Raw genomic sequence first — 21,928 nt, 5'->3', positions numbered from 1 at the left:
GGCTGATCAGAGTCCGGCAGCCGCGGGCCGGAGGAGAAGGAGCACCCCGACCAGCGAGACCCCGGTCGCGACCAGGGTGGCCCAGGCGGCGAGCGCCACCGTCCGCCGCTCCACCTGTCGCACCGCGGCGACGGTGACGGTCGCTCCGAGCCCGAACATGGCCGCGGCGAGCGCCAGGCTCGCCGCCACGTCGACGCCGTCGAGCACGACGGTGGGCAGCAGACCCGTGCTGCGGACCACCACAGCTGCCGCGAACGCGACGACGAACCACGGCACGACCGGTCCGTCGGACGCCTCGCCGCCGCCGCCCGCGAGCCGGCGGCACGCCACGAAGACGACGCCGAGCAATGCCACTCTCGCCAGCTTCACCGTCGTCGCCGGAGCCAGGGCCGCGGGACCGAGGAGAGCAGCGGAGCCGACGACCTGGGCAACCTCGTGCACCGACGCGCCGATCCACACCCCGGCGCGCACGTCGTCGAGGCCGACGAGGGCGGAGAGCAACGGCAGCGTCGGGATCATGGCCGTCCCGAACGCGGTGACCAGGGCGATCGCGACCGCCACGTCGGCAGCGCGGCGGCGCACTCCGGACTCCACGGCGGCGATCGCTGCGGCGCCACACACGGAGAAGCCCGCGGCGACCAGGGCGACGAGACCGGCATCCAGCCCGAGACGCCGGCCGACCACCCACGTGGCCGCGAAGGTCACGAGGACGACGGCGACCGCGATGAGCAGCCCGGGAACGCCGACGTCGCCGAGCTCTGTCAGCGACAGCCGCAGGCCCAGGAGGACCACGCCGCCGCGCAGCAGCACCCGGGTCAGGACCGGGTCGTGCCAGGCCCGCTCGCGGACACGTCCCACGTTGGCCACCACAATGCCGGCGACCAGCGCGACCAGCAACGGGCTGATCAGCGGCAGGAGGTGTGTGACGGCCACGGCGACCAGCGCGACGCAGGCGGCCGGTGCGAGAGCCGGCGGTGGCAGGCGTGGCCGCGACGCGCCCTTGGCCTCCACGCTCGTGCTCACGCTGCCAACTCTCGGCGGAGCACAGCTGCGGTGGAAGGCGGCAGTCTGACCATGCGATATAAGGTCGGGTTATGGCACGGGCTGACGTGGAGGGGCTGCGGTTGCTGCTCACGGTTCGTGAGGCGGGCAGCATCGCCGCCGCAGCGGCCCGGCTCGGAGTCACGCAACCGGCCGCCTCGTCCCGCCTCCGCGCCCTGGAGAACCGGCTCGGGCTGACCCTCGTCGTGCGCCGCCCCGCCGGGTCCCACCTCACGGAGGCAGGACACGCGCTGTGCGGTTGGGCCGAGCCGGTGTTCGAGGCGCTCCACCAGGTCGAGCTGGGGATCGATGCGCTGGTCGCCGACGCCGGCAGCGACATGACCGTCTCCGCGTCGCGGACCGTGGCGGAGCACCTGCTGCCGACCTGGATCTCCCGGCTGCGCCGTCGCCGCCCCGACCTCTCCCTGCAGCTGAGCGTCACCAACAGCCGGGGTGTCCTGGAGGCAGTGAACGGCGGGAGCGCGCAGATCGGCTTCATCGAGACGCCGCTCCCTCCGCCCCGCGAAGTGGCCTCGCGGATCGTGGGGTGGGACGACCTCGTCGTGGTGGCTCCGCGGAGCCACCCCTGGGCGCGAAGGCGCCGTTCCGTCACGGCTGAGGAGCTGGGGCGTGAGCCGCTCGTCGTGAGAGAGGCGGGGAGCGGGACGAGGGAGACGCTGGAGCGCTACGTGGGTGCGCCGGTCACGGCCGTGGCGATGCAGGCGGACTCGACCAGCGCCATCGTGGGAGCGGTCCTCGGCGGGCTCGCTCCGGCCGCCGTCCCGCGACGTGCGGTCGTGGACGAGCTGGCGGCCACGAGGCTCGTCGAGGTGCCGCTCGACACCACCTTGCGGCGCCCCTTCCGTGCGGTCTGGCGCAGGGGCGAGCGGCTCCGGGCGCCGGCGACCGACCTGCTGGAGTGCGCCGTCGAATGACCGCGGACGCCCGGAGGCGCAGTGAGCTCAGGCCGTCAGCTGGGAGAGGAGCCGCTTGAGGTTCCCGGCCGACACGGCCGCCACTGTCTGCTCGTCGATCCCCGGCACGGAGCGGAGCAGGCCGAGAGGGTCCTGGTCGCCCATCTCGAAGGGGTGGTCGCTCCCGAGGACCACCCGTTCAGGGCCGACGACGTCGAGCAGGAAGCGGAGAGCGGCCGGCGAGTGGACAACGGTGTCGTGGTGGATCTCGGCGAGCCACTCGCTGGGCGACCTGGTCAGGTGGACGGCGGCACCGCGCGCGTTGCGGGCGTAGCCGTGGTCCCACCGGCCCAGCTGGTAGGGAGCGAAGCCACCGCCGTGCACGAGACAGAAGCGCAGCGCCGGGTGCCGCTCGAGGACGCCTCCGAAGATCAGGTGGGCGACCGCGATGGTCGACTCCGCGGGGTTGCCCACCAGGTTGCCGAGGAAGTAGCGGGAGACGCCGCGACCCGACAGCGACGCGTAGGGGTGCAGGAGCACGAGGCACCGCAGCTCCTCGGCGGCCTCCCAGAACGGTTCCAACGCAAGGTCGTCCAGCTCGCGCCCGTCGACCGTCGTGGCCAGCTCGACGCCCACCATGCCGAGGGACGCCACCGCATGACGGAGCTCCTGGGCTGCCCGGTGGGGGTCCTGCAGCGGAACGGTTGCCAGCGCCTCGAACCGGCCCGGCACCTGGGCAGCGGTGGCGGCCAGCGCCTCGTTGAACATCCGCGCGTAGCGAGCGCCCACCTCGGCCGGCAGGGCGTAGGCGGTCATGTCGATCCAGCTGGACAGCACCTGGACGTCGATGCCGGCCCGGTCCATCGCGGCGACACGCTGCTCGACGTCGACGAGGTCGTCACGGAGCACTCCGGTGCGCACGCGCCCGTCCACCACGGCATGGCGCTTGCCCTCGTGCTCCACGACCTCGATCCCGTAGCGTCCGGCGTCGCGGCGGAGCGTCTCGACGACGCCGAGCGGGACGCAGTGCGCGTGGACGTCGATGGCCGCCGCGGTCTCGAAGGGACGGCCGACGCTCACAGCGCCGCCTTCCCCATCCGCGACGCCAGCTCCTCGTCGGGCCGGACCACGAACAGCCCACCGTTGACCCGGTCGGTGACGTAGATGTCGAGGTCGGCGGTGACGAACACGTCGTTGATCTGGGGCGCGAGCTGGCCTGGCGGTGTCGGCGGAAGCCAGTGCGCGATCTCGACGGGAGCCGCCGCGTCCTGGACGTCGTACACCCGTAGCCCGGCGTTGAAGTAGGTCACGAAGACCAGCTCGGCGCTCCGGTAGCTTCCCGGCCGGTTCTCATGAGTGTTGTGGGGACCGAAGCGCAGGCCGCGTTCGCAGTAGTCGCCTTCGGGCGGCGGGCAGATGGAGACGACGCGGGGGAGAGCAGGGTCGGAGATGTCGACGACGCGGACCAGGTGCTCCTCGCCCTCGCAACCGTCGGTGACGGTCTCGTCGGTCACGACGAGCAGGTTCCTCCCCGGGAGCGGCATGCACGTGTGGGTGTCGCCACCGGGTGACCACTGCAGGTCGGCGAGGTGCCGGGGGTCGCGCCGGTCGGAGACGTCCAGCACGACCAGCCCTCCGTCCCCGTAGCCGACGAAGGCCAGGTCGCCGTCGAGCAGCGCGTGGTGGGCGGCGTACCTCTTGCCGTCGGGCCAGGTCGGCGTCTCTTCACCGCCGACCCACTGGCCGGGCCACCACCAGCGCCCCGCCTCCACCGGTTGGGTGGGATCGGCCATGTCGACCACCATCCAGATGCGGTCCTGGAACCCCTCGGGGATGGCCGAGACGTAGGCGTAGCGGCCGCCGGTCCACACGATGCGGTGGACGCCGCGTCCGGTGGACTCGAACCAGCCGATCTGCTGGGGGTCGAACGGGTCGGTCAGGTCGTAGACCGCCATGCCTGCGCTGAACGGGTGGCCGCCGCGGAACTGCTCGTGGTTCACCAGGAGGAGCCCGTCGGCGACCTGGACCTTGTGCGTGTGGCTCCCGGACGGCGAACGCCACTGCTTGACGAGGCGCGGTCGCGTGGGGTCGGACCCGTCGAGGACGCTGGTGCCCATGCCGCTGGGTCCGAAGTGGCCGACGTAGACCGCGTCCTCCTCGACCATCACCTGCATGCCGTCCCCGAACCCGCCGAGGTCGTGGTGGCCTACGGTCCGCAGCCCGCGTGACTCACCTCCGACGTACGGGTCGTAGGCCGGCTCGGTCGGGTGGTCGGTCGACATGTCGGTCACGAGGCCTCCGGACGGTCGGCCACCACCGTGCACGAGGGTGGCGTCGGGCACCGGCTCGAGCGGCGAGCCTGCGCTTGCCGATGCAATCGTTTGCCCATCGTAGGGAGGCGGAACACTTCGGTCAACGCATCGGACCGCGGTCGGCCCGCGGGCTGTTCGCGCACCTCACCCCCGCACCGCGTTCACCACGAGCACGGCGGCTGCGACGACGAGCCCGGCGAGGACCAGGCGGCGGAACAGGTCGGCCGGCAGCCGGCGGGAGACCCGGTTCGCGAGCGGCAGGACCACGGCGATCGGCACCAGGGCCAGGAGGCTCTCGCGCAGCAGACCGGCGGTGTAGAACCCCAGCCCTGCGATGGTGGCGACCTGGACCACCGAGAAGATCAGGAACAGCGTCGAGAGCGACAGCACGTAGGCGGCAGGCGTGAGCGCGAAGCCGTGGAGGTACGTCGAGAGCAGGGGGCCGGAGACGCCCGTGGCTCCTTGGAGCCCGCCGGCGACGAGCCCGACCGGGGGAGACGTCCAGCGAGTCAGCCTGGCACTCAGCGACAGGTCGGGGCGCCACGTCACCACGACGACGTAGGCGAGGATCACCGAGGCGAGCACCACGGAGAGCAAGCGGCCGTCGACCGAGGTGAGCGCGACCGTGCCGACGCCCGCTCCCAGGATGCCCGCGACAGTCAGGGCGGGGAGGTCACGCGTGGCCGGCACCATGTCGCGGTTCGCCCACACCAGCCAGGCGTTCGAGACGATGCCCGGGATCGCCATGACGACGACCGCGCGCTCGACCCCGAGCGTCGCCGCCATCACCGGGATGGCGATCTGGGGAAGGCCGGTGCCGGTCAGTCCCTTGACGAAGGCGCCGACCGACAGGGCGACCACGATGATGAGCGCTTCACCGAGCTGCTCCACCGTCAGTCCGACCCGTCCGCGGAGCGCGATCCGCTCCTCCGGCTGCGCGTCTCGGGAACCAGCGCGACAGCGGCGACGGTGATGACGACGAGGATCGCCGTGATCGCTCCGACCGCGGCGACGCGGCCCGCGTGGTCGTACACGACTGCCGCCACGAGCGGTCCCCCGACCAGTCCGACGTCGGCGAAGAAGCGGTATCGGCCCAGGCTCCGGCCGAGGTGAGCCGGGTCGACCCTGTCCGCCAGCACGGTCGCGGCGACCGCGTGCGCGGACGCGCCCAGCGACAGCAGGACGACCGCGGCGAGCCAGACGGCGGCGCCCGCGTCGGCAACCAGCAGTGCGACGCCCAGGAGCTGGAGCACCAGGCAGGGCACCAGCGCTGCCCTCCGCGAGACGCCGTCCGAGATCGCGCCGGCCGTCAGGGCGCCCACCACACGGGCAGCGCCGCCGACCCCGATGGCTGCGCCGATCAGTGACACCCCGAGGTCCAGCTCGGCGGCCCCGATGAGGGGGACGAGAGTCTGCGGCATCGCCCCGACGGTCAGGAACACGCCGAAGCCGACCGCGTAGACGACCCCTCGTTCGAGGGCGGAAAGCGGTGGGCCGGTCGTCGCCCCGCGTCGGGCGCCCCGGCGGCCGGAACCCGGACGACCGTGGCGCCAGGAGAGCCCGACGGCGGCGACCACCAACCCCATGGCGGCGCCCGACATGGCGGCGACGCGCCAGTCTGTGAGCCCCGCCACCAGCCCGGACAGCGACGGGCCGAGCGCTTGGCCAGCCAGCAGGCACCCGGAGTACATCGCCATCGCGGAGCCGCGACGGTGTGCCGGCGCGGCGCCCGTCAGGGAGGTCATGCCGGTCGTGTTGGCAGTCGCGCTCGCGGCACCCAGGAGCAGGAACGCCGTCATCACCGCCGCCTGGTGGGCGGCACCCGCCAGCAGGGCGCTTCCTGCGCCCATCACCAGCGCTGAGGTCGCCATCAGGCGCATGGGGTGGAACCGGTCGGCCAGGTTGCCAGCTGGCAGGTCCAGGGCGAGCCGCCCCAGGCCGAAAAGGGTGACCGCGATCCCGAGCGCGCTGGGCGACATCGAGAGGTCGTCGCCGATGTCCGGCAGCAGCGGCACGCGGACGTGCGCCAGTGCCGAGACCAGGAGGACGCAGGCGGCGACCGGGAGGGCGGGGCGCAGCCAGCGGTCGTCGGGGCCGCTGGCAGGCGGGGTGGCGGCCGTGCTCCCTGATGCAGACGTCATGGCACCCCTCTTCGGCTACAAACGATTGGCAGCCTCTGGTGCAAGCCGGGGCTTGTCAAGGCGGCATGCCCTCAGCGCGAGGTCGGAGCCGCCGTGGAGCCGCGAGCGACGAGGGAGACGGGGAGGAGCACCGAGCGGGCCGGACGTGCCTTCTCGGAGATCGCCTCGAGCAGCATCCGGCACGCCTCGACGCCGATCTGGTGGTGCGGTGCGCTCACGGTGGTCAGCGGCGGGCGGAGCTTGTCGAGGAACGGCATGTCGTTGAACCCGACCACGCTGATGTCGTCGGGGCATCTCAGCCCTCTTGTGGCGAAGACGTCGTAGCAGCCGAGCGCGATGAGGTCGTTGCCGGCCACGACCGCCGTGAACTCCGTGCCGCGGTCGAGCACCGCGGTGAGCGCGCGCGCCCCCTCGTCCTCGCTCCAGTACTCGCAGCGCTCGACGAGCGCGGGGTCGGTCTCGAGCCCGAGGTCGCGGACGGCGTGGGAGAAGGCCCGGGCGCGGATCACGCCGGTGGACGTCGTCTGCGGTCCGGCCAGGTGGAGGATCCGGCGGTGGCCCAGCCCCGCGAGGTGGCGCACGGCCATCTCGACGCCGCCGGCGTCGTCGGGGGTGACCGTCGGGAGCTCGACCTTCTCGGGACGCCGGTTGACCAGCACCATCTTGACCTTCTGCTTGTGCAGCTCCTCCAGCAGCGGGTGCTCGAGGAGGGCGGTCGCGACGATCAGCCCCTCGACGTGCCACGACAACAGCGAGCCCACCTGCGAGCGCTCGACCCCCGGGTCGTTGTCGGTGTTGACGATCAGCCCGCTGTAGCCGGCCTCGCGCAGCACGTCCTGCACGCCGCGGACGATCGGTGGGAAGAGCGGGTTCATCAGGTCTGGGAGGACCATCCCGATCGTGCGGCTCCGCGCGGTCTTGAGGCTGCGTGCGATCGGGTTGGGCACGTAGCCCAGCGACTCCGCCGCCCGCATGACCCGGCGCGCCGTCTCGGCGTTGACGAGCCCGCGGGTCTCGGGGTTGAGAGCCCGGGACGCCGTCGCCGCGTGCACGCCCGCAGCCTCGGCCACGTCGCGCAGGGTCGGGTTCGCCACGCCAGGCATCCTAGGCGCGCCCCGCCCCCTGCCGCTGCGCGCGGGCACGGTAGTCACGTCACCACGCCCGGCTCGGGTCCCTTGCCCCGGCGCCGCCAGCGGGCCCGGCCGCCGGCGGCGGCGACGCCGAGCGGCAGCGTGACCAGCGCCGCAGCGAGGAAGATCACCCGGTACCGCTCCTGCTCGGCGAGGTCGGAGACGAGCACCGCGGCGACCGAGCTGCCCACGAAGAGCGCGCCGGCGAAGAGCGAGACGATCGTGGCGCGCACGTCCGGAAGGACCTCGGTCGCCCACGTCTGCAGGGACGAGTGCATCGACGCCCACCCGATCCCGAGCAGCGTCGCCGCTGCGGCCCCCGCCCAGGGCGTCTGCGACACCGCCATGACGGTGCTCGCCAGCAGAGCCGACGACGCGCCCAGCGCGATGAGGCGCGCAGGGTGCTGGGTGCGCGACAGTCGACCGACAAGCGTGGCGCCGAGGAAGACCGATGCGCCGTAGACCGCGGTCACCGCGCCGGCGAGGGTTGCCGATGAGCCGGAGGCCTCGACCGCGGCAGGCAGCAGCGTGAGGACTCCGAGGAGGACCGCGCCCTCGAGGAACGCCATCGCGAGCACGAACACGGCGACGCGCGACCTGAGCACGACCAGCAGGGGCGCCAGGGCGCTCGTGTGCGTTCGCGTCACGCCCGGCTCCGCCAGCCGCCCGAGGGCGACGGCGGTCGCGAGGGCGCAGAGCCCGGTGAGGACGAACGTCAGCCGCCAGGAGAGCATGTCCGCGAGGAGCCCGGCGCCCGCGGAGGCCGACGCCGTGCCCAGGGCGACGCCCACCATCAGCTTCGCGATCGATCCCTGCCGCCGCTCGGGCGCGACGGTGTCACCGAGGTAGATCAGGCTGGAGGGGTACGCCGCGGCGAAGAAGCCGCCGGCGCAAGCGCGCGCCACGGCGAGCAGCAGGACCGATGGCGCGGCCGCCGACGCGATCGTCGCCATCGCGCCGAGCGCCAGCGTGAGCCGCATGGTCCGCACCAGGCCCAGCCGGTCGGACACGACGCCCCAGAAGGGTTGCAGCAACCCGTAGGTCAGGAAGTAGACCCCCGCAGCCTGCACCACCGACGACAGCTGCGCGTCCAGGTCGGCCGCGATGGTGACCAGGAGCGGAGGCATCGCGAACCGGTCGAACGTGCTGACGAACGTGGTGACCTGCAGGAACCGGAGCGGGGCAGGGGAGCGGCGCGGCTCAGCCATCCTTGCCGTCGCGCCGCGTTCTGATCGGTGTGACAACAAGTCCGGTCGGTGTGACAACAAGTCCGGAGCCCGGCTCGAGGGCACCAGCGAGCACGTCGGTCCCGTCGACCTGCTCCGGCAGGTGGCGCCGGCGCAGCCCGACGAGGGTGCCGAGGGCCTCGACGTCCACCTCGTCGTCCACCACGAGTCCCTCGTCCGGGTCGCGCAGCCTTTCGACGTAGCGCTGTGCCAGCTCGGGGGTGAGGGACAGGGTCTTCGCGGCCTCGTCCGCTGCCATCTCGGCGAGCTCCCCTCCCACGATCTGCCGGGCGGTCCACCGGAGCGAGGCCGCGAGCAGCCGGGCGTCCTCGAGGTGGGCGGTGCCGGCGACCGCGACCACCGTCCCGAGGTACGGCGCGCAGTGCTCGGCGACCGAGGCCAGCCGCACGCACCCCGCGTCCTCCGCGACGAGCTCGTTGCCGGCATTGAGCATCGTGACGTCGCACCGCCCCTCCCGCAACGCCTCGAGGCGGCGTGGTGTGGACCCGAGCGCTACCACGTCGTACTCCTCTCGGCGGACGCCGAGCGCCTCGGCCAGCGCGTACATCGCCAGCGCGAAGCCGGAGGTCGGCACGTCGACGCCGGCGGTCGCTCCGCGCAACCCCTCCGCGGCGAGTCCCGGCCGGCCGTAGAGCGCCAGGCCGAGCCCGCGGTCGACCGCGGAGACGATGGCGACGTCGGCGGTCGCCCCGAGCGGGTTGCCCGGGCTGAACCGGTAGGCGATCACGTTGTCCGGGCTGGTGAGCGCCACGTCGAGCTCGCCGTCCAGCAAGGACCGGAACTGGGCGGGCGACGAAGCGACCGGCACCTCCCGCACCCGGAGTCCGACCTCCTCGAGGGCTCCGGCCCGGGCTGCCGTCGCGAGCAGCACGGACCTCGTGAACGACCCCACGACGAGCTCGGTGACCACGGGACCTCCTCCGGTCGCGGCATGCTACTGCAAGCGATTGCAGATGAGAACCGGCCGTGTCCGACCGAGGCGCCGGGGAGCGGCCCCTCTTGACAGGCCGAGCGAGACCACCGGAGGCTGCACTCGATTGCACTCAGTGCGCCAGACAGGGAGGTGGATCGTCATCGACCAAGACGAGCGGGTCGCGTCCGCGATCAGCAACTGGGCCCCGCGCTTCACGACCAACGGTGTGACGGTCTCCGACTTCCAACGGGTCACCTCCGGCATCCGCCGGTGGAGCGAGTGGTGCTCCGCCTGGAGCGCGGTCGGGCTCGAGCACGAGGAGCTCGGCCGGCGCGCCCTCGACCAGGGGCGGACGCTCTCCGCGGGCCAGCACCTCGCGCAGGCGGCGGTCTACTTCCACTTCGCCAAGTTCGTCTTCGTCGAGGACGTCGCGCAGATGCGCGAGGCGCACCGTCGTGCCGTCACCTGCCTCGACGCGGCGCTGCCGCACCTCGACCCGCCGGGACGCAAGGTGCAGCTCCCGTTCGAGTCGACCGCTCTGGCGGGCGTCCTGCGGCTGCCGCCGGTGGAAGGGCCGCACCCTGTCGTCGTCCTGCTCTCCGGGTTGGACTCGACCAAGGAGGAGCTGCGCTCGACCGAGGACACCTTCCTGGCCAGGGGGATGGCCACCCTCAGCGTGGACGGCCCGGGGCAGGGCGAGGCAGAGTATGACCTGCCGATCCGGGGTGACTGGTCGCCGGTGGCGGAGGCGATTCTCGACGCCGTGCACGGCATGCCCGAGCTCGACGGCTCGAGGGTCGCGGTGTGGGGCGTCAGCCTCGGCGGCTACTACGCCCCGCGCGTCGCCGCGGCCCTGGGCGACCGGGTGAAGGCGTGCGTGTCGCTGGCAGGCCCGTGGGACTTCGGGGCGTGCTGGGACGGGCTGCCGCAGCTGACCCGGGAGACGTTCGAGGTGCGCTCGCGCGCGGCCGACGACGCCGGCGCCCGCCGCATCGCGCACACGCTGTCGCTCGAAGGTGTCGCCCAGCAGATCACCGCGCCGCTGCTGATCGTCTTCGGGCGGCAGGACCGGCTGATCCCCTGGCAGCACGCCGAGCTGATGCGCGACTCCGCCGGTGGCCCCACCGAGCTGCTGATGCTGGAGGACGGGAACCACGGGTGCGCCAACGTCGCGCCGTGGCACCGGCCCTACACCGCGGACTGGCTCGCGGCCAGGCTGACCCCGCGTTGACTCGGTTCCGCGTGGGGGACTACGGTTGACTACAAACGATTGCAAAGGCGGAGAGATGACTGAGAACGCGCACCCCCGGCTGAAGGTCGGGTGGATCGGGACCGGCCGGATGGGCATCGCGATGGCGACCCGGCTCGCGAAGGCCGGGGTCGACCTCACCGCCTGGAACCGCACCCGGGCCAAGGCGGAACCGCTGACGGAGCACGGCGCTGCCGTCGCGGACTCGATCGCCGACCTGCGCGGACTCGACGTGGTCTTCACGATGGTCTCTACCCCTGCCGACCTCGAGCAGGTGCTTCTCGGCGAGGGCGGTCTGCTCGCCGACCCGTCGCAGGTGCCCGCGACGGTGGTCGACTGCTCCACGGTGTCGACCGACTCCTCCGAGGCGATGCGGGCGGCCTGCGACGAACGGGGTGTCGCCTTCCTTGCCGCGCCGGTCAGCGGCAACGGCAAGGTCGTCCGCGCCGGTGGCCTCAGCCTCGTCGTCTCTGGGCCGGAGCAGACCTACCGCGACGTCGAGCACCTGCTCACGCCGCTCGGCAAGTCGGTCACCTACGTCGGCGAGGGCGACGTGGCGCGGCTGGTGAAGATCTGCCACAACCTGATGCTGGGCGTCGTCACGCAGTCGCTCGCGGAGATCACGGTGCTCGCCGAGAAGGGCGGCGTCCCGCGGGCGGCGTTCCTCGAGTTCCTCAACAACTCGGTGATGGGCTCGGTGTTCACCCGCTACAAGTCGCCGGCCTTCGTGAACCTCGACTTCACCCCGACGTTCACCCCGATCCTGCTGCGTAAGGACTTCGACCTCGGCATGGCCGCGGCCCGCGAGCTCGACGTACCGATGCCGGTGGCCGCCGCGACCCAACAGGCCGTGCAGGCCAGCATCGGCAGCGGCCGCGTCGACGAGGACTTCGCGATCCTGCTCGAGCTCCAGGCCGCCGCCTCGGGGATCGAGCTCAAGCCGGAGAACGTCGAGGTCGACGACGGCCTCGGCGCAGCGGACGAGGCGGTCTGACCGTGTCCAGCGCGAGGCCCCTGTCGGCGCCGGGGCACATGCAGGTCGACTACGAGGAGCGGGTCGACTTCGAGAGGCTGCGGCAGTACCGCCTCGGCCGTGCCCGGGCGGCCCTGGAGGGCAGCGAGTGCGGCGCGTTCCTGTTGTTCGACTTCTACAACATCCGGTACACCACGCAAACTTGGATCGGCGGCGCGCTCGGGGACAAGATGACCCGCTACGCGCTGCTCACCAGGACCGACGAGGACCCGTGGCTCTGGGACTTCGGCTCGGCGGTGCGCCACCACAAGCTCTACTCCAACTGGCTCCCGGACGAGAACTGCCTCCCGGGGATGCTGGGGATGCGCGGTGCGGTGGCGCCGAGCGCGGGGCTGATGGAGTCGGCGGTGCGCGAGATCAAGGGGCTGCTCGAGGACGCCGGCGTCGCGGAGATGCCGGTGGGCATGGACATCGTCGAGCCGCCGTTCCTGTTCGAGATGCAGCGGCAGGGGCTCACGGTCGTCGACGCCCAGCAGCTGATGCTCGACGCGCGTGAGATCAAGTCCCAGGACGAGATCACCTTGCTCACGCAGGCGGCCGCGATGGTCGACGGGGTCTACCAGGACATCGTCGAGGTGCTGAAGCCGGGGATCCGGGAGAACCAGATCGTCGCGCTCGCCAACAAGCGGCTCTACGAGATGGGTTCCGACCAGGTCGAGGCCGTCAACGCTATCTCGGGCGAGCGGTGCAATCCTCACCCGCACAATTTCACCGACAGGTTGATCCGTCCGGGCGACCAGGCGTTCTTCGACATCATCCACTCGTTCAACGGCTACCGGACCTGCTACTACCGCACGTTCAGTGTCGGCAGCGCGACGCAGAGCCAGCGCGACGCCTACACCAAGGCGCACGAGTGGATGATGGCCGCGATCGACATGATCAAGCCCGGCGTCGGCACCGACCAGGTCGCCGCGGTCTGGCCCAAGGCGCAGGACTTCGGCTTCGACAACGAGATGGCGGCCTTCGGGCTGCAGTTCGGCCACGGGCTCGGACTGGGGCTCCACGAGCGCCCGATCATCTCGCGGCTCAACAGCATGAAGGAGCCCATCGAGCTCAAGGCCGGCATGGTGTTCGCGCTGGAGACCTACTGCCCGGCCGACGACGGGTTCTCCGCGGCCCGGCTCGAGGAGGAGGTCGTGGTGACCCCCGACGGACCCCGCATCCTCACGCTGTTCCCGTCGCATGAGCTGATGGTCACCAACCCCTACTGATCCGCCCCTTCCCGGCATGGAGGTTCACCCGATGGCAGACGACGCTCCCACCGACCTCTACATCGGCGGCAGCTGGGTCGGCGCGTCCGACGGCGGCCGCTTCGACGTGCTCGACCCCTCGAACGGCGAGGTGATCGCCTCGGTCGCGAACGGCACGGTCGAGGACGCGGTCGCCTGCGTCGACGCCGCCGAGCGCGCCGCAGAGGGATGGGCGGCGACCGCGCCGCGGCAGCGCGCCGAGATCTTGCGGAAGGCCTGGGAGCTGATGACCGCGCGCTCCGAGGAGCTCGCACGCCTCGTCACCCGCGAGAACGGCAAGGCGCTCACCGACGCCCGCGGCGAGGTCGCGTACGCCGCCGAGTTCTTCCGCTGGTACGCCGAGGAGGCCGTGCGGGCCCAGGGGAGCGTGCAGACCGCACCCTCGGGGACCAACCGGATCCTCGTGCTGCAGCAGCCGGTCGGGATCGCCGTGCTCGTCACGCCGTGGAACTTCCCGGCGGCGATGGCCACCCGCAAGATCGGTCCGGCGCTCGCCGCCGGCTGCACCGTCGTGCTCAAGCCGGCCAGCGACACCCCGCTGACCGCGCTGGCGATGGCCGCGATCCTCGAGGAGGCCGGCGTCCCCGCAGGTGTCGTGAACGTGCTCCCGGCACGGCGCTCGGGTGCGGTCGTCTCCGCGATGCTCCACGACCCGCGCGTCCGCAAGCTCTCCTTCACCGGCAGCACGGAGGTCGGTCGGGTCCTGCTCGCCGAGGCCGCCGACCAGGTGGTCAACTGCTCGATGGAGCTCGGCGGCAACGCGCCGTTCCTGGTCTTCGCGGACGCCGACCTCGACGCCGCGGTCGATGGCGCGATGATCGCCAAGATGCGCAACGGTGGGGAGGCCTGCACGGCGGCCAACCGGTTCTACGTCGAGGCGTCGGTGGCGGAGGAGTTCTCCCAGCGGTTCGCGGAGCGGATGCGCGCGCTGCGGGTGGGGCCGGGGCTGGAGGAGGGCACCCAGGTCGGACCGCTCGTCAACGAGGACACCGTCTCCAAGGTCGACGAGCTGGTGCAAGGCGCGGTCTCGTCAGGAGCGAAGGCAGTCGTCGGCGGCTCCCGCGGCGAGGGCGCCGGCTTCTACTACGCGCCGACGGTGCTGCTCGACGTCGAGCCCGGGTCGGCGATCCTGCGCGAGGAGATCTTCGGCCCGGTAGCGCCCGTGGTGACGTTCGAGACCGAGGACGAGGCGGTCCGGATGGCGAACGACACGGAGTACGGCCTGGTCTCCTACGTCTACACCGGCGACCTGGCCCGGGGGCTGCGCGTCAGCGAGCGGCTCGACTCCGGGATGGTGGGGCTCAACCGTGGCCTGGTCTCCGACCCGGCGGCGCCCTTCGGCGGCACCAAGCAGAGCGGCATCGGCCGTGAGGGCGGCCACGACGGGATGCTCGACTACATGGAGTCGAAGTACATCGCCGTCGACTGGTGAGCTGCCGGACGCGACTCTGACGCCGTCGGGAATGTCAGCGGTCCTCTTGACGATCGAACCAACGCCCGCCCTGCGGAGGTCCTCGGGGCCGTCGGCGCTCCGGCTGCCCAGTAGCTCCAGGGCGTCGCCACCCGAAGTGGCGGCAGGCGCACGAGACTCGATGGTTGAGGAGCGAGCGCAGCGAACGTCTCTAGACGACGGATGCACTGACATGCCGAGATGAGCGAGTTGTTCGAGGGGCAGACGTAAGCCCCGCACCCGTGAGCGGACCAGGTGCGGGGCTGAGGTCGGTCCGCTGGGCCCTGAGTTTGGACCCAGCGGACCTGACGAGTCGCCGTTGGCGCCTTCTGAGCGGTCCGCTTCTGACGACAGTACGTGCAAATAGTCGGAATAGCGAATGGTCCCTGACCGGGCTTGCCGGGCTTCGCGCAGGTCGGTGCGTGGGGCCGTGGGGAACACCCGACCCACCTGCGCGATCGCAACCGTTCCGTCGCGGCGTTGTAGGGTGCAGGTACAGCGAGCCGTTCAGCAGAGGCGGCCCGCGATGGGTTTGCAGCGTTCCGTGTCGGAAGCGCCTCTCTGTGTGCCTGTCATCACCAAGGCATACGGAGCACCCCTTGAACCCCCGATCTGACGTTGGGCAGGCGATCGCGCTTGCCGCTCGCACCATCAATGAGCCGCAGAGCCTCGACGAGACGTTGCAGGCCATCACCGAAGCGGCGACCCACTCGGTCCCCGGCTTCGACCAGGTAGGCGTGTCGATCATGCGCAAGAACGGCACTCCCGAGACCCGTGCGTTCACCGGTGACCTGGTGCCGCGGCTCGACCAACTCCAGTACGACCTGTCCGAAGGGCCGTGCGTCGACTCGCTGCGCCACAGCGACGTGATCGCGGCACCACGGCTGCGTCATGACCAGCGCTGGCCGCGCTACATTCCCGAAGCCGTCGGACTAGGCGTCAAGGCACAGCTGGGGATCAGTCTCCACCTCGATCACCGTGGCACGGCGGTCGCGGGTCTGAACCTGTACTCAACGACCTCCGAGGACCTCGATCCCGAGGCGGAGGCGGCCGCCAAGCTGTTCGCCACCCACGCCGCCATCGCCTTGGGCAACGCCACCCAGCGCGAGCAGCTGAACGAGGCGCTGCAGTCACGCAAGGTGATCGGCCAGGCGCTGGGCATCTTGATGGAGCGCTACGACATCAGCGAGGACCGCGCCTTCGCCTTCCTGGTCCGCGCCTCCTCGCACGGCAACGTCAAGCTGCGCGAGGTTGCCGAGGCGTTGGTCTCCGAGCGCCACCGCGCCTAGCACTTCGCACCCGGAAGGAGGGTGATGGTCATGAAGCCGACGCCGGAGACCGTCGAGGCTCTTCGAGAGCTTGCCCGTCACGGCGAGGTGTCGTTGGGCATCGAGCTGCACGCAATGGCCGCCCGCGTCCGTGCGATCGTGCCCGAGCTGATCGGGTTGAGCCTCGCCGTGATCGAGGACGGCATCACCTTGACCCTGGTCGCCAGCGCAGAGCAGATCGCCGCCCTCGACGCGGTCCAGTACCTCGACGGCGGTCCGTGCGTCGCAGACCTCGACCGCAAAGAACCCCTGGACGTGAACATCGACGACCTGTTCGACGAGCACCGCTGGCAGATGTACGCCCAGGCCAGCGGCGCCTTGGGGGTGGCCAGCAGCCTCTCGCTCCCAATCATGGACGCCGACCGGGTGATGGGCGGCGTGAACTTGTACGCCGCCACCCTTGACGCCTTCACCGGCCGACACGAACAACTGGCCGACGCCATCGGGACCGACGCAGCGCTCGCGATCGCCAACGCCGACCTCTCCTTCCGAACCAAGAAGCAAGCCGCGGAGGCACCCGGCAGGGTGCGGGCACTCGGCGACATCAACATCGCGCTCGGCATCATCGCCGAGAGCCAGGGCGTGACCATGACCACCGCCCGAGAACGCCTACGCGACGCCGCGGCTCAAGCCGGCATCAGCGAGGAACAGGCCGCCCAGACGATCCGGTTCGTCCGCGGTCCGTAGAAGCGAACGTCCTCATCTGCCGCGTTGAGGGCGGCTACGCTCGCCCGGATCTGCCGCGTAGAGCGCGCACATGTAACCGATGTGCGGGCAGCCCCGTCAGTCAGGTTGGGCCTCGAAGCCGGTCGTGCGGATGAGCTTGGCTGGGACGCCGGCGACGATGGCGTTGGCCGGGACGTCCTTGGTCACGACGGCGCCGGCGCCCACGATTGCACCGTCGCCGATGGTGACACCGGGGACGACGGTGACGGCGGCTCCAAGCCACACCTTGCGGCCGATTCGGATGGAGGCGGGAATCATGTCGGCTCGCCGTTCGGGGTCGACGTGGTGGTTGAGGGTGGTCAGCATGCTGCCGTGGCCGATGAGGGTGCCGTCGCCGATGGTGATGCCGCCGGTGTCCTGGAAGCGGCAGCCGAGGTTGATGAAGACGCCTCGGCCCAGGGTGAGGTTCTTGCCGAACTCGGTGTGGAACGGCGGGAAGACGACGACCGAGTCGTCGATCGGCTTGCCGGTGAGCTCTGCGAGCAGGGCGCGGACCTCTTCGGGCGTGCGGTGCCCGTCGTTGATCTGGGCGGTGATCCGAAACGCGTCTTGGGCGGCCTCGTGCATGAAACGGTGCTGCTCGGAGCCGCCCTCGACGGTGGCGCCGCTGTTCACGTGGGCGAGGAAGTCCTGCAGCTGCATCGCGGTCACCGTGCCTCGATGGTGGCAGTGAGCGAACCGTCCATGTCCGCGATCCGCTCGGCGGCGTCCCCGTCCATTCGTCCGAGGGTGACGATGCCGGGGAAGTAGGACTGGTCGCCGTAGTACAGGACGAGGTCGTTGCCGGGGGCGTAGTAGCCCACGTGCCCCCCGTCCGGGTCGGCGCCCTCGGGCTGGCCTTCCAGCGACAGCGGACCCGGCAGGGGGCCGGTCTTCTCGACGCCGCCGTGGTCAACCATCTCGACGGTGAGGGGGAGCTGCGCGAGGAGGTCGTGTGTCGTGGGGCTGTCCTGCAGCTCGGCGGTGAAGGTCTGGTCGCCGATGGTGATCTGGATGTTCATGCGGTTCTCCTGGCTCTCGGCCGGCTCGCCTGCCGCGTTGCCCGCGGGGCTGCGTGAGGGTGTCGGCGGCGGGGTTGAGTGGGTGGTCGACTCGGGGTCGGCAGCGACCTGGTCGTCGCTGGTCTCGACGGCGTTGCCACATCCGGCGCCGAGCAGCGCGGTCAGGATGACCGTGGGCACTGCGGTCAGCCTCGTTCTCCTGAGGGGCATCGGACTCAGACGGTGAGCAGGACCTTGATGGCGGTGCGCTGGTCCATGGCCTGGTAGCCCTCGGCGGCCCGCTCGAGCGGCAGGGTGAGGTCGAAGACCTTGCCGGGGTCGATCTTGCGGTCCCAGATGAGCTGGACGAGGTCGGGCAGGTAGCGCCGCACGGGGGCGGGTCCGCCGAGTGCGTGGATGCCGGCGAAGAAGAGCTGGGTCCCCGGGATCTGCACGTCGTGGTTGACGCCGACGTAGCCGAGGTGACCACCGCCGCGGGTCGCGCCGACGGCCTGCATGAAGGACTCCTGGGTGCCGACGGCCTCGACCACCGAGTGGGCACCGAGCCCGCCGGTGAGCTGGCGGATCTTGGCCACGCCCTCGTCGCCGCGCTCGGTGACGATGTCGGTGGCTCCGTAGAAGCGGGCGAGCTCCTGGCGTTCGGGGTGGCGTGACATGGCGATGATCCGCTCCGCGCCGAGCTGCTTGGCGGCGAGGATCGCCATGAGACCGACGGCGCCGTCACCGACGACCGCAACGGTCTTGCCGGGGCCGGCCTGGGCGGCGTCGGCGGCGAACCAACCGGTGCCCAGCACGTCGGAGGCGGCCAGCAGCGATGGGATGAGATCGTCGTCAGGCTGGCCGGGCGTGGCGACCAGGGTGCCGTCCGCGTGCGGGATGCGTGCCTTCTCGGCTTGGGTGCCGATGCCGGCGTGGACGAACTCGGCGTGCACGCACTTGGACTGGAAGCCGGCCTGGCAGATCTCGCAGGTGTTGTCGGAGATGACGAAGGAGCCGACGACGAAGTCGCCCGGCTTGAGCGTCTTCACGTCAGCCCCGATCTCCTCGACGACGCCGACGTACTCGTGGCCCATCAGGGTGTGGTCGACGGGCTCGACGCCGCGGTAGGGCCAGAGGTCGGACCCGCATATGCAGGTCGCGGTCAGGCGGATGATGGCGTTGGTCGGCTCGATGATCCGCGGGTCTTCGCGGTCCTCGACGCGCACGTCACCGGGGGCGTGCATGACAACTCCACGCATGGCTGATGCTCCACTTCGTTGTTCGGGTTCGCGGGCGACTGCCGCACGGCGCGGACCAGGGGGCCCGCGAGCTCGAGTCAACGCGCCGTTTCCGCACGGCGGGAGTCCCTGTTGATGGGTGCACCGACAGGGCACCCCTGGGCGCTCGGACACGATGCGGTAGCGGCATACCCTCGACGACGTGGACAACCGAGCAGAGGTCCGTGAGTTCCTCACCACTCGCCGCGCCCGCCTCACCCCCGACCAGGTCGGCCTCCCGGCGGTCGGCACCCGGCGCGTGCCGGGGCTGCGGCGCAGCGAAGTCGCGGCCGTCGCCGGACTCAGCGTCGAGTACTACGCCCGTCTCGAGCGGGGGCAGATCGCCGGCGCGTCGACGGGCGTCCTCGACGCGCTCGCACGGGCATTGCAGCTCGACGAGACCGAGACCGCTCACCTGTTCGACCTCGCCCGGGCCGCCGACGGCATCCCGACATCGGGCCGCCCCCGGCGTCGTACGCCGGGCAAGGCCGCCGCACGACCCAGTTTGCGCTGGGCGTTGGAGGCCATCACCGGCGGCGTCGCGTTCGTGAGAGATGCTCACCAGAACATCCTGGCCACCAACAGTCTCGGCCGGGCGTTCTACTCGCCCGTGATCGGCAACGGCGGGCGTCTGCCCAACCTGGCCCGGTTCCAGTTCCTCGACCCCGCTTCCCGCGACTTCTACCCCGACTGGGACCTGTTCGCCGCGATGTGCGTCGGCATCATGCGCACGGACGCGGGTCGGGACCCCCACGACCGCGGACTGCAGGACCTCGTCGGTGAGCTCTCCACGCGCAGCGAGACCTTCCGCAGGCTCTGGGCCGACCACAACGTCCGAACCCACGGCACCGGGACCAAGCGCTTCAACCACCCCGTCGTCGGGGAGCTCGCCCTGGCCTACGAAGAGCTCGCCATGACCGCCGAACCCGGGCTGACCATCTTCATTTACACCGCAGAGCCCGGCTCCCCGTCCGCCGAAAGACTTCATCTGCTTGCGTCCTGGGCGGCACCCGTCCGAACCGTTCCCGACGCCTGAGCCGAACCTAGTTGAGAGCACCCAACAGCTGCGCCCCGAAGCACTGCGATGTCCGCACATGCCGCACGTGCCGCACGTGCCGCACATGGTGAACCACGCGGGGATTGACTCAGCGCTGTAGTAGCGGAGCACTGAAGCGATGGAGAACTCGCAACCGGGCCCGGCCGTCTCCGGTGTCGTCGTCACCACCTCCCACGTCCGCCGGTTGGCCGTGGCCGCATACCTTGCGCGCTTCAAGGGGCAGTCACGCATTCACACCGAGTCCGACCTGCGCGGCTACCTCACCTGGTGCGAATCGCGAGGCCTGGATCCGCTGGCCGCCACTCGGCCGCACATCGAGATCTACCTGCGGTGGCTGCAAGAAGTGCGGCAGTACCGGCCATCGACGGTGTCGCGCCGCCTGTCTGTGGTCGCCGGCTTCTACCGCACATGCGTCATCGACGCGGTGCTCGAGCACTCACCAGCCGAGTACGTTCGTCGGCCCAACGTGCCCGCCGAGTCCCCCACGCTAGGACTGACCCACCTGCAGTTCGAGGCATTGCTGACCGCCGCTAAGGACTCGACGTATCGCTGCGACTTCGCACTGGTCACCATGCTCGGCCTGCTGGGGCTACGAATCTTCGAGGCCACCGGCAGCAACATCGAGGACCTTGGCGAGGAGCATGGTCACCGCGTGCTGCGGGTCCGCGGCAAGGGCGACAAGGTTGTGCTTGTGCCGCTCCCGCCGGTCGGCCGCGCGATTGAGCGTGCCATCGACGACCGGCCCGCCGGCCCGGTCTTGCTCACTCGCCGCGGCACCCGCATGGACCGTCACTGCGCCACGCGGAGGCTCCGTCGACTCGCCAAGGACGCCGGGGTAAAGCTCCCGCGCATGCATCCACACATGCTTCGGCACACCTTCGTCACACCATGCTCGACGCCGGCGTCGACCTGCGTGATGTTCAGATCGCCGCACGGCACGCCGACCCGCGCACCACCATGCGCTACGACCGGGCCCGCAAGAACCTGGACAGACACCCGAACTACATCCTCGCTGCTTACATGGCCTCAGGGACCTGAACGGCCGTCCGGTCGTGCCAATGACCGCTCACCCGGGGATGCCGTCATTCGTACGTCGATAATCCGACGGCGGCTCGCTCCAGGCCACGCCTTGGATGAGCATGGTCGGGTAAATGGGAGTCCCCGGGCTGGGACGTGCGAGAAGCCCGTCGCCCTGTTGTCGGTCAGGCCCCGAAGGCGGCGCGGCCTTGCATAGCGGAGGTGCCCAGGTCGCTCTTGGGGAGGGCTTCACCGGCGGTGACGGCGGCCGTCCAGGCCTCGGTGGTTGCGACGGCGGCAAAGTTGGAGTGCAGAAGCACGAGAAGGGTCTCGTGCAGCTGGTCCGCGGACACCTTGCCGGCCTCATTCGCCAGATGGATGGCGCCGGTGGCGTCGGAGAGGATCTCGGCGGCTAGGCCGAGCTCCTCAGCACCCACGGCCGTGGCGATGTCGCAGTTGTTGGTCATATACCCGACGATCGTGATGGTGTCGATGTCCTGCTCGGCCAGCCACTGGGCGACATCGGTGCCGGCGAAGACGCTGCCCTTAGCCTTGGTGACCCGCTTCCAAGACGGGTTCAGGCGCTGCTCGATCTCGGGGTGCAGCGACCAGCTCTCGCTGTCCATGGCGAAGACCGGTGCACCCTGCGGGAGCTCGTGCTGTACCACGACCACGGGCAGCCCCTGCTGCTGGGCGACCTCGAGGGCGGACACGATGTTGGCGAGCGTCTTCTCGCGCAACGGGGCCTGGATCTGCAGGATCCCGTTGAAGTACTCCTGCTGGACGTCGACGACGATGAGTGCTCGGCGGGGAGCGGTCATGGCTTTCTCCTTTGGGGGTGACGAAGGCTTCCGATTCAGCCT

At 70.9% G+C, this 21,928-nt stretch carries 21 protein-coding genes and 1 pseudogene; 10 read left to right on the top strand and 12 right to left on the bottom strand.

Annotation, left to right across the window (positions count from 1 at the left end):
* Nucleotides 1–6 precede the first annotated feature (6 nt).
* The gene (locus FIP57_RS01810; protein WP_162529651.1) at nucleotides 7–1,023 is read right to left on the bottom strand and encodes a YeiH family protein; all 1,017 of its coding nucleotides are present in this window, start codon (nucleotides 1,021–1,023) and stop codon (nucleotides 7–9) included.
* 71 nt (nucleotides 1,024–1,094) lie between these two features.
* Here FIP57_RS01810 and FIP57_RS01805 point away from each other — a divergent pair, with 71 nt between their 5' ends.
* A complete protein-coding gene (locus FIP57_RS01805) occupies nucleotides 1,095–1,976 on the top strand; it encodes a LysR family transcriptional regulator (RefSeq protein ID WP_148571331.1) in 882 nt (293 codons plus the stop codon).
* 27 nt (nucleotides 1,977–2,003) lie between these two features.
* Here the strand turns inward: FIP57_RS01805 and FIP57_RS01800 are convergent, their stop codons facing one another.
* From FIP57_RS01800 to FIP57_RS01770, 7 genes are all read right to left on the bottom strand, one after another.
* Entirely contained in the window at nucleotides 2,004–3,035 is a 1,032-nt protein-coding gene (locus tag FIP57_RS01800; protein WP_162529650.1) for an amidohydrolase family protein, read from the bottom strand.
* A complete protein-coding gene (locus FIP57_RS01795) occupies nucleotides 3,032–4,237 on the bottom strand; it encodes an LVIVD repeat-containing protein (RefSeq protein WP_238993241.1) in 1,206 nt (401 codons plus the stop codon). The genes FIP57_RS01800 and FIP57_RS01795 overlap by 4 nt, the downstream gene beginning before the upstream one ends.
* Nucleotides 4,238–4,411: 174 nt before the next feature.
* The gene (locus FIP57_RS01790) at nucleotides 4,412–5,158 is read right to left on the bottom strand and encodes a sulfite exporter TauE/SafE family protein (RefSeq protein ID WP_162529649.1); all 747 of its coding nucleotides are present in this window, start codon (nucleotides 5,156–5,158) and stop codon (nucleotides 4,412–4,414) included.
* Nucleotides 5,159–5,160: 2 nt separating this feature from the next.
* Nucleotides 5,161–6,408, bottom strand: coding sequence for an MFS transporter (locus FIP57_RS01785; protein WP_148571325.1), 1,248 nt, complete (start codon nucleotides 6,406–6,408; stop codon nucleotides 5,161–5,163).
* A 71-nt stretch (nucleotides 6,409–6,479) separates the two neighbouring features.
* Entirely contained in the window at nucleotides 6,480–7,502 is a 1,023-nt protein-coding gene (locus FIP57_RS01780) for a LacI family DNA-binding transcriptional regulator (RefSeq protein ID WP_420846661.1), read from the bottom strand.
* A 53-nt stretch (nucleotides 7,503–7,555) separates the two neighbouring features.
* A complete protein-coding gene (locus tag FIP57_RS01775) occupies nucleotides 7,556–8,746 on the bottom strand; it encodes an MFS transporter (RefSeq protein WP_148571321.1) in 1,191 nt (396 codons plus the stop codon).
* Nucleotides 8,739–9,695 carry an ABC transporter substrate-binding protein gene (locus FIP57_RS01770; protein WP_148571319.1) on the bottom strand — a complete coding sequence of 319 codons (957 nt, stop codon included), beginning with the start codon at nucleotides 9,693–9,695 and terminating at the stop codon, nucleotides 8,739–8,741. Before FIP57_RS01770 ends, FIP57_RS01775 begins: the two co-directional genes overlap by 8 nt.
* A gap of 136 nt (nucleotides 9,696–9,831) precedes the next feature.
* On the opposite strand from FIP57_RS01770, the gene FIP57_RS01765 reads away from it, so the two are divergent.
* From FIP57_RS01765 to FIP57_RS01740, 6 genes are all read left to right on the top strand, one after another.
* Nucleotides 9,832–10,929 carry an alpha/beta hydrolase family protein gene (locus tag FIP57_RS01765; RefSeq protein WP_238993208.1) on the top strand — a complete coding sequence of 366 codons (1,098 nt, stop codon included), beginning with the start codon at nucleotides 9,832–9,834 and terminating at the stop codon, nucleotides 10,927–10,929.
* A gap of 55 nt (nucleotides 10,930–10,984) precedes the next feature.
* Nucleotides 10,985–11,941: an NAD(P)-dependent oxidoreductase gene (locus FIP57_RS01760; RefSeq protein WP_148571315.1), complete on the top strand. Its 957-nt coding sequence runs from the start codon at nucleotides 10,985–10,987 to the stop codon at nucleotides 11,939–11,941.
* Between the two features lie 2 nt (nucleotides 11,942–11,943).
* A complete protein-coding gene (locus FIP57_RS01755; RefSeq protein ID WP_238993207.1) occupies nucleotides 11,944–13,191 on the top strand; it encodes a M24 family metallopeptidase in 1,248 nt (415 codons plus the stop codon).
* Nucleotides 13,192–13,222: 31 nt separating this feature from the next.
* Nucleotides 13,223–14,662 carry an NAD-dependent succinate-semialdehyde dehydrogenase gene (locus FIP57_RS01750; RefSeq protein ID WP_162529648.1) on the top strand — a complete coding sequence of 480 codons (1,440 nt, stop codon included), beginning with the start codon at nucleotides 13,223–13,225 and terminating at the stop codon, nucleotides 14,660–14,662.
* Between the two features lie 617 nt (nucleotides 14,663–15,279).
* Nucleotides 15,280–15,969, top strand: coding sequence for a GAF and ANTAR domain-containing protein (locus tag FIP57_RS01745; RefSeq protein ID WP_148571310.1), 690 nt, complete (start codon nucleotides 15,280–15,282; stop codon nucleotides 15,967–15,969).
* Nucleotides 15,970–16,062: 93 nt separating this feature from the next.
* Nucleotides 16,063–16,695: a GAF domain-containing protein gene (locus tag FIP57_RS01740; protein WP_162529647.1), complete on the top strand. Its 633-nt coding sequence runs from the start codon at nucleotides 16,063–16,065 to the stop codon at nucleotides 16,693–16,695.
* 96 nt (nucleotides 16,696–16,791) lie between these two features.
* On the opposite strand, the gene FIP57_RS24255 is transcribed toward FIP57_RS01740, so the two are convergent.
* From FIP57_RS24255 to FIP57_RS01725, 3 genes are read right to left on the bottom strand one after another with little or no spacing between them, the layout of a single operon-like run.
* Nucleotides 16,792–17,376 carry a DapH/DapD/GlmU-related protein gene (locus FIP57_RS24255; RefSeq protein ID WP_148571306.1) on the bottom strand — a complete coding sequence of 195 codons (585 nt, stop codon included), beginning with the start codon at nucleotides 17,374–17,376 and terminating at the stop codon, nucleotides 16,792–16,794.
* A 5-nt stretch (nucleotides 17,377–17,381) separates the two neighbouring features.
* Nucleotides 17,382–17,915 (bottom strand): cyclophilin-like fold protein, encoded by a 534-nt coding sequence (locus FIP57_RS01730; RefSeq protein WP_203230994.1) that lies wholly within the window; start codon nucleotides 17,913–17,915, stop codon nucleotides 17,382–17,384.
* 35 nt (nucleotides 17,916–17,950) lie between these two features.
* Complete coding sequence (locus FIP57_RS01725; RefSeq protein ID WP_203230993.1) at nucleotides 17,951–18,973, bottom strand: zinc-dependent alcohol dehydrogenase family protein; 1,023 nt, start codon at nucleotides 18,971–18,973, stop codon at nucleotides 17,951–17,953.
* Nucleotides 18,974–19,154: 181 nt separating this feature from the next.
* On the opposite strand from FIP57_RS01725, the gene FIP57_RS01720 reads away from it, so the two are divergent.
* From FIP57_RS01720 to FIP57_RS23890, 3 genes and pseudogenes are all read left to right on the top strand, one after another.
* On the top strand, nucleotides 19,155–20,027 hold the full coding sequence (locus tag FIP57_RS01720) for a helix-turn-helix transcriptional regulator (protein ID WP_148571300.1): 873 nt from the start codon (nucleotides 19,155–19,157) through the stop codon (nucleotides 20,025–20,027).
* 139 nt (nucleotides 20,028–20,166) lie between these two features.
* Nucleotides 20,167–20,874 (top strand): annotated as a pseudogene (locus FIP57_RS24470) (tyrosine-type recombinase/integrase); the annotation flags it as partial.
* Nucleotides 20,875–20,936: 62 nt separating this feature from the next.
* Entirely contained in the window at nucleotides 20,937–21,086 is a 150-nt protein-coding gene (locus tag FIP57_RS23890; protein ID WP_238993205.1) for a hypothetical protein, read from the top strand.
* 164 nt (nucleotides 21,087–21,250) lie between these two features.
* On the opposite strand, the gene FIP57_RS01710 is transcribed toward FIP57_RS23890, so the two are convergent.
* Complete coding sequence (locus FIP57_RS01710) at nucleotides 21,251–21,886, bottom strand: isochorismatase family protein (protein ID WP_148571298.1); 636 nt, start codon at nucleotides 21,884–21,886, stop codon at nucleotides 21,251–21,253.
* Nucleotides 21,887–21,928: the final 42 nt, after the last annotated feature.

The sequence above is a fragment of the Nocardioides caldifontis genome, assembly GCF_008087345.1.
In the GTDB taxonomy this organism is placed as follows: domain Bacteria; phylum Actinomycetota; class Actinomycetes; order Propionibacteriales; family Nocardioidaceae; genus Marmoricola_A; species Marmoricola_A caldifontis.
This window is presented reverse-complemented; position numbering and strand designations above follow the sequence as displayed.

Excerpts from the sequence above, each read along its gene's own strand:
- FIP57_RS24255 (WP_148571306.1), bottom strand. The coding sequence starts at position 17,376 with ATGCAGCTGCAGGACTTCCTCGCCCACGTGAACAGCGGCGCCACCGTC.
- FIP57_RS01725 (WP_203230993.1), bottom strand. The coding sequence starts at position 18,973 with ATGCGTGGAGTTGTCATGCACGCCCCCGGTGACGTGCGCGTCGAGGAC.
- FIP57_RS01785 (WP_148571325.1), bottom strand. The coding sequence starts at position 6,408 with ATGACGTCTGCATCAGGGAGCACGGCCGCCACCCCGCCTGCCAGCGGC.
- FIP57_RS01775 (WP_148571321.1), bottom strand. The coding sequence starts at position 8,746 with ATGGCTGAGCCGCGCCGCTCCCCTGCCCCGCTCCGGTTCCTGCAGGTC.
- FIP57_RS01760 (WP_148571315.1), top strand. The coding sequence starts at position 10,985 with ATGACTGAGAACGCGCACCCCCGGCTGAAGGTCGGGTGGATCGGGACC.
- FIP57_RS01750 (WP_162529648.1), top strand. The coding sequence starts at position 13,223 with ATGGCAGACGACGCTCCCACCGACCTCTACATCGGCGGCAGCTGGGTC.
- FIP57_RS01805 (WP_148571331.1), top strand. The coding sequence starts at position 1,095 with ATGGCACGGGCTGACGTGGAGGGGCTGCGGTTGCTGCTCACGGTTCGT.
- FIP57_RS23890 (WP_238993205.1), top strand. The coding sequence starts at position 20,937 with ATGCTCGACGCCGGCGTCGACCTGCGTGATGTTCAGATCGCCGCACGG.
- FIP57_RS01795 (WP_238993241.1), bottom strand. The coding sequence starts at position 4,237 with ATGTCGACCGACCACCCGACCGAGCCGGCCTACGACCCGTACGTCGGA.
- FIP57_RS01710 (WP_148571298.1), bottom strand. The coding sequence starts at position 21,886 with ATGACCGCTCCCCGCCGAGCACTCATCGTCGTCGACGTCCAGCAGGAG.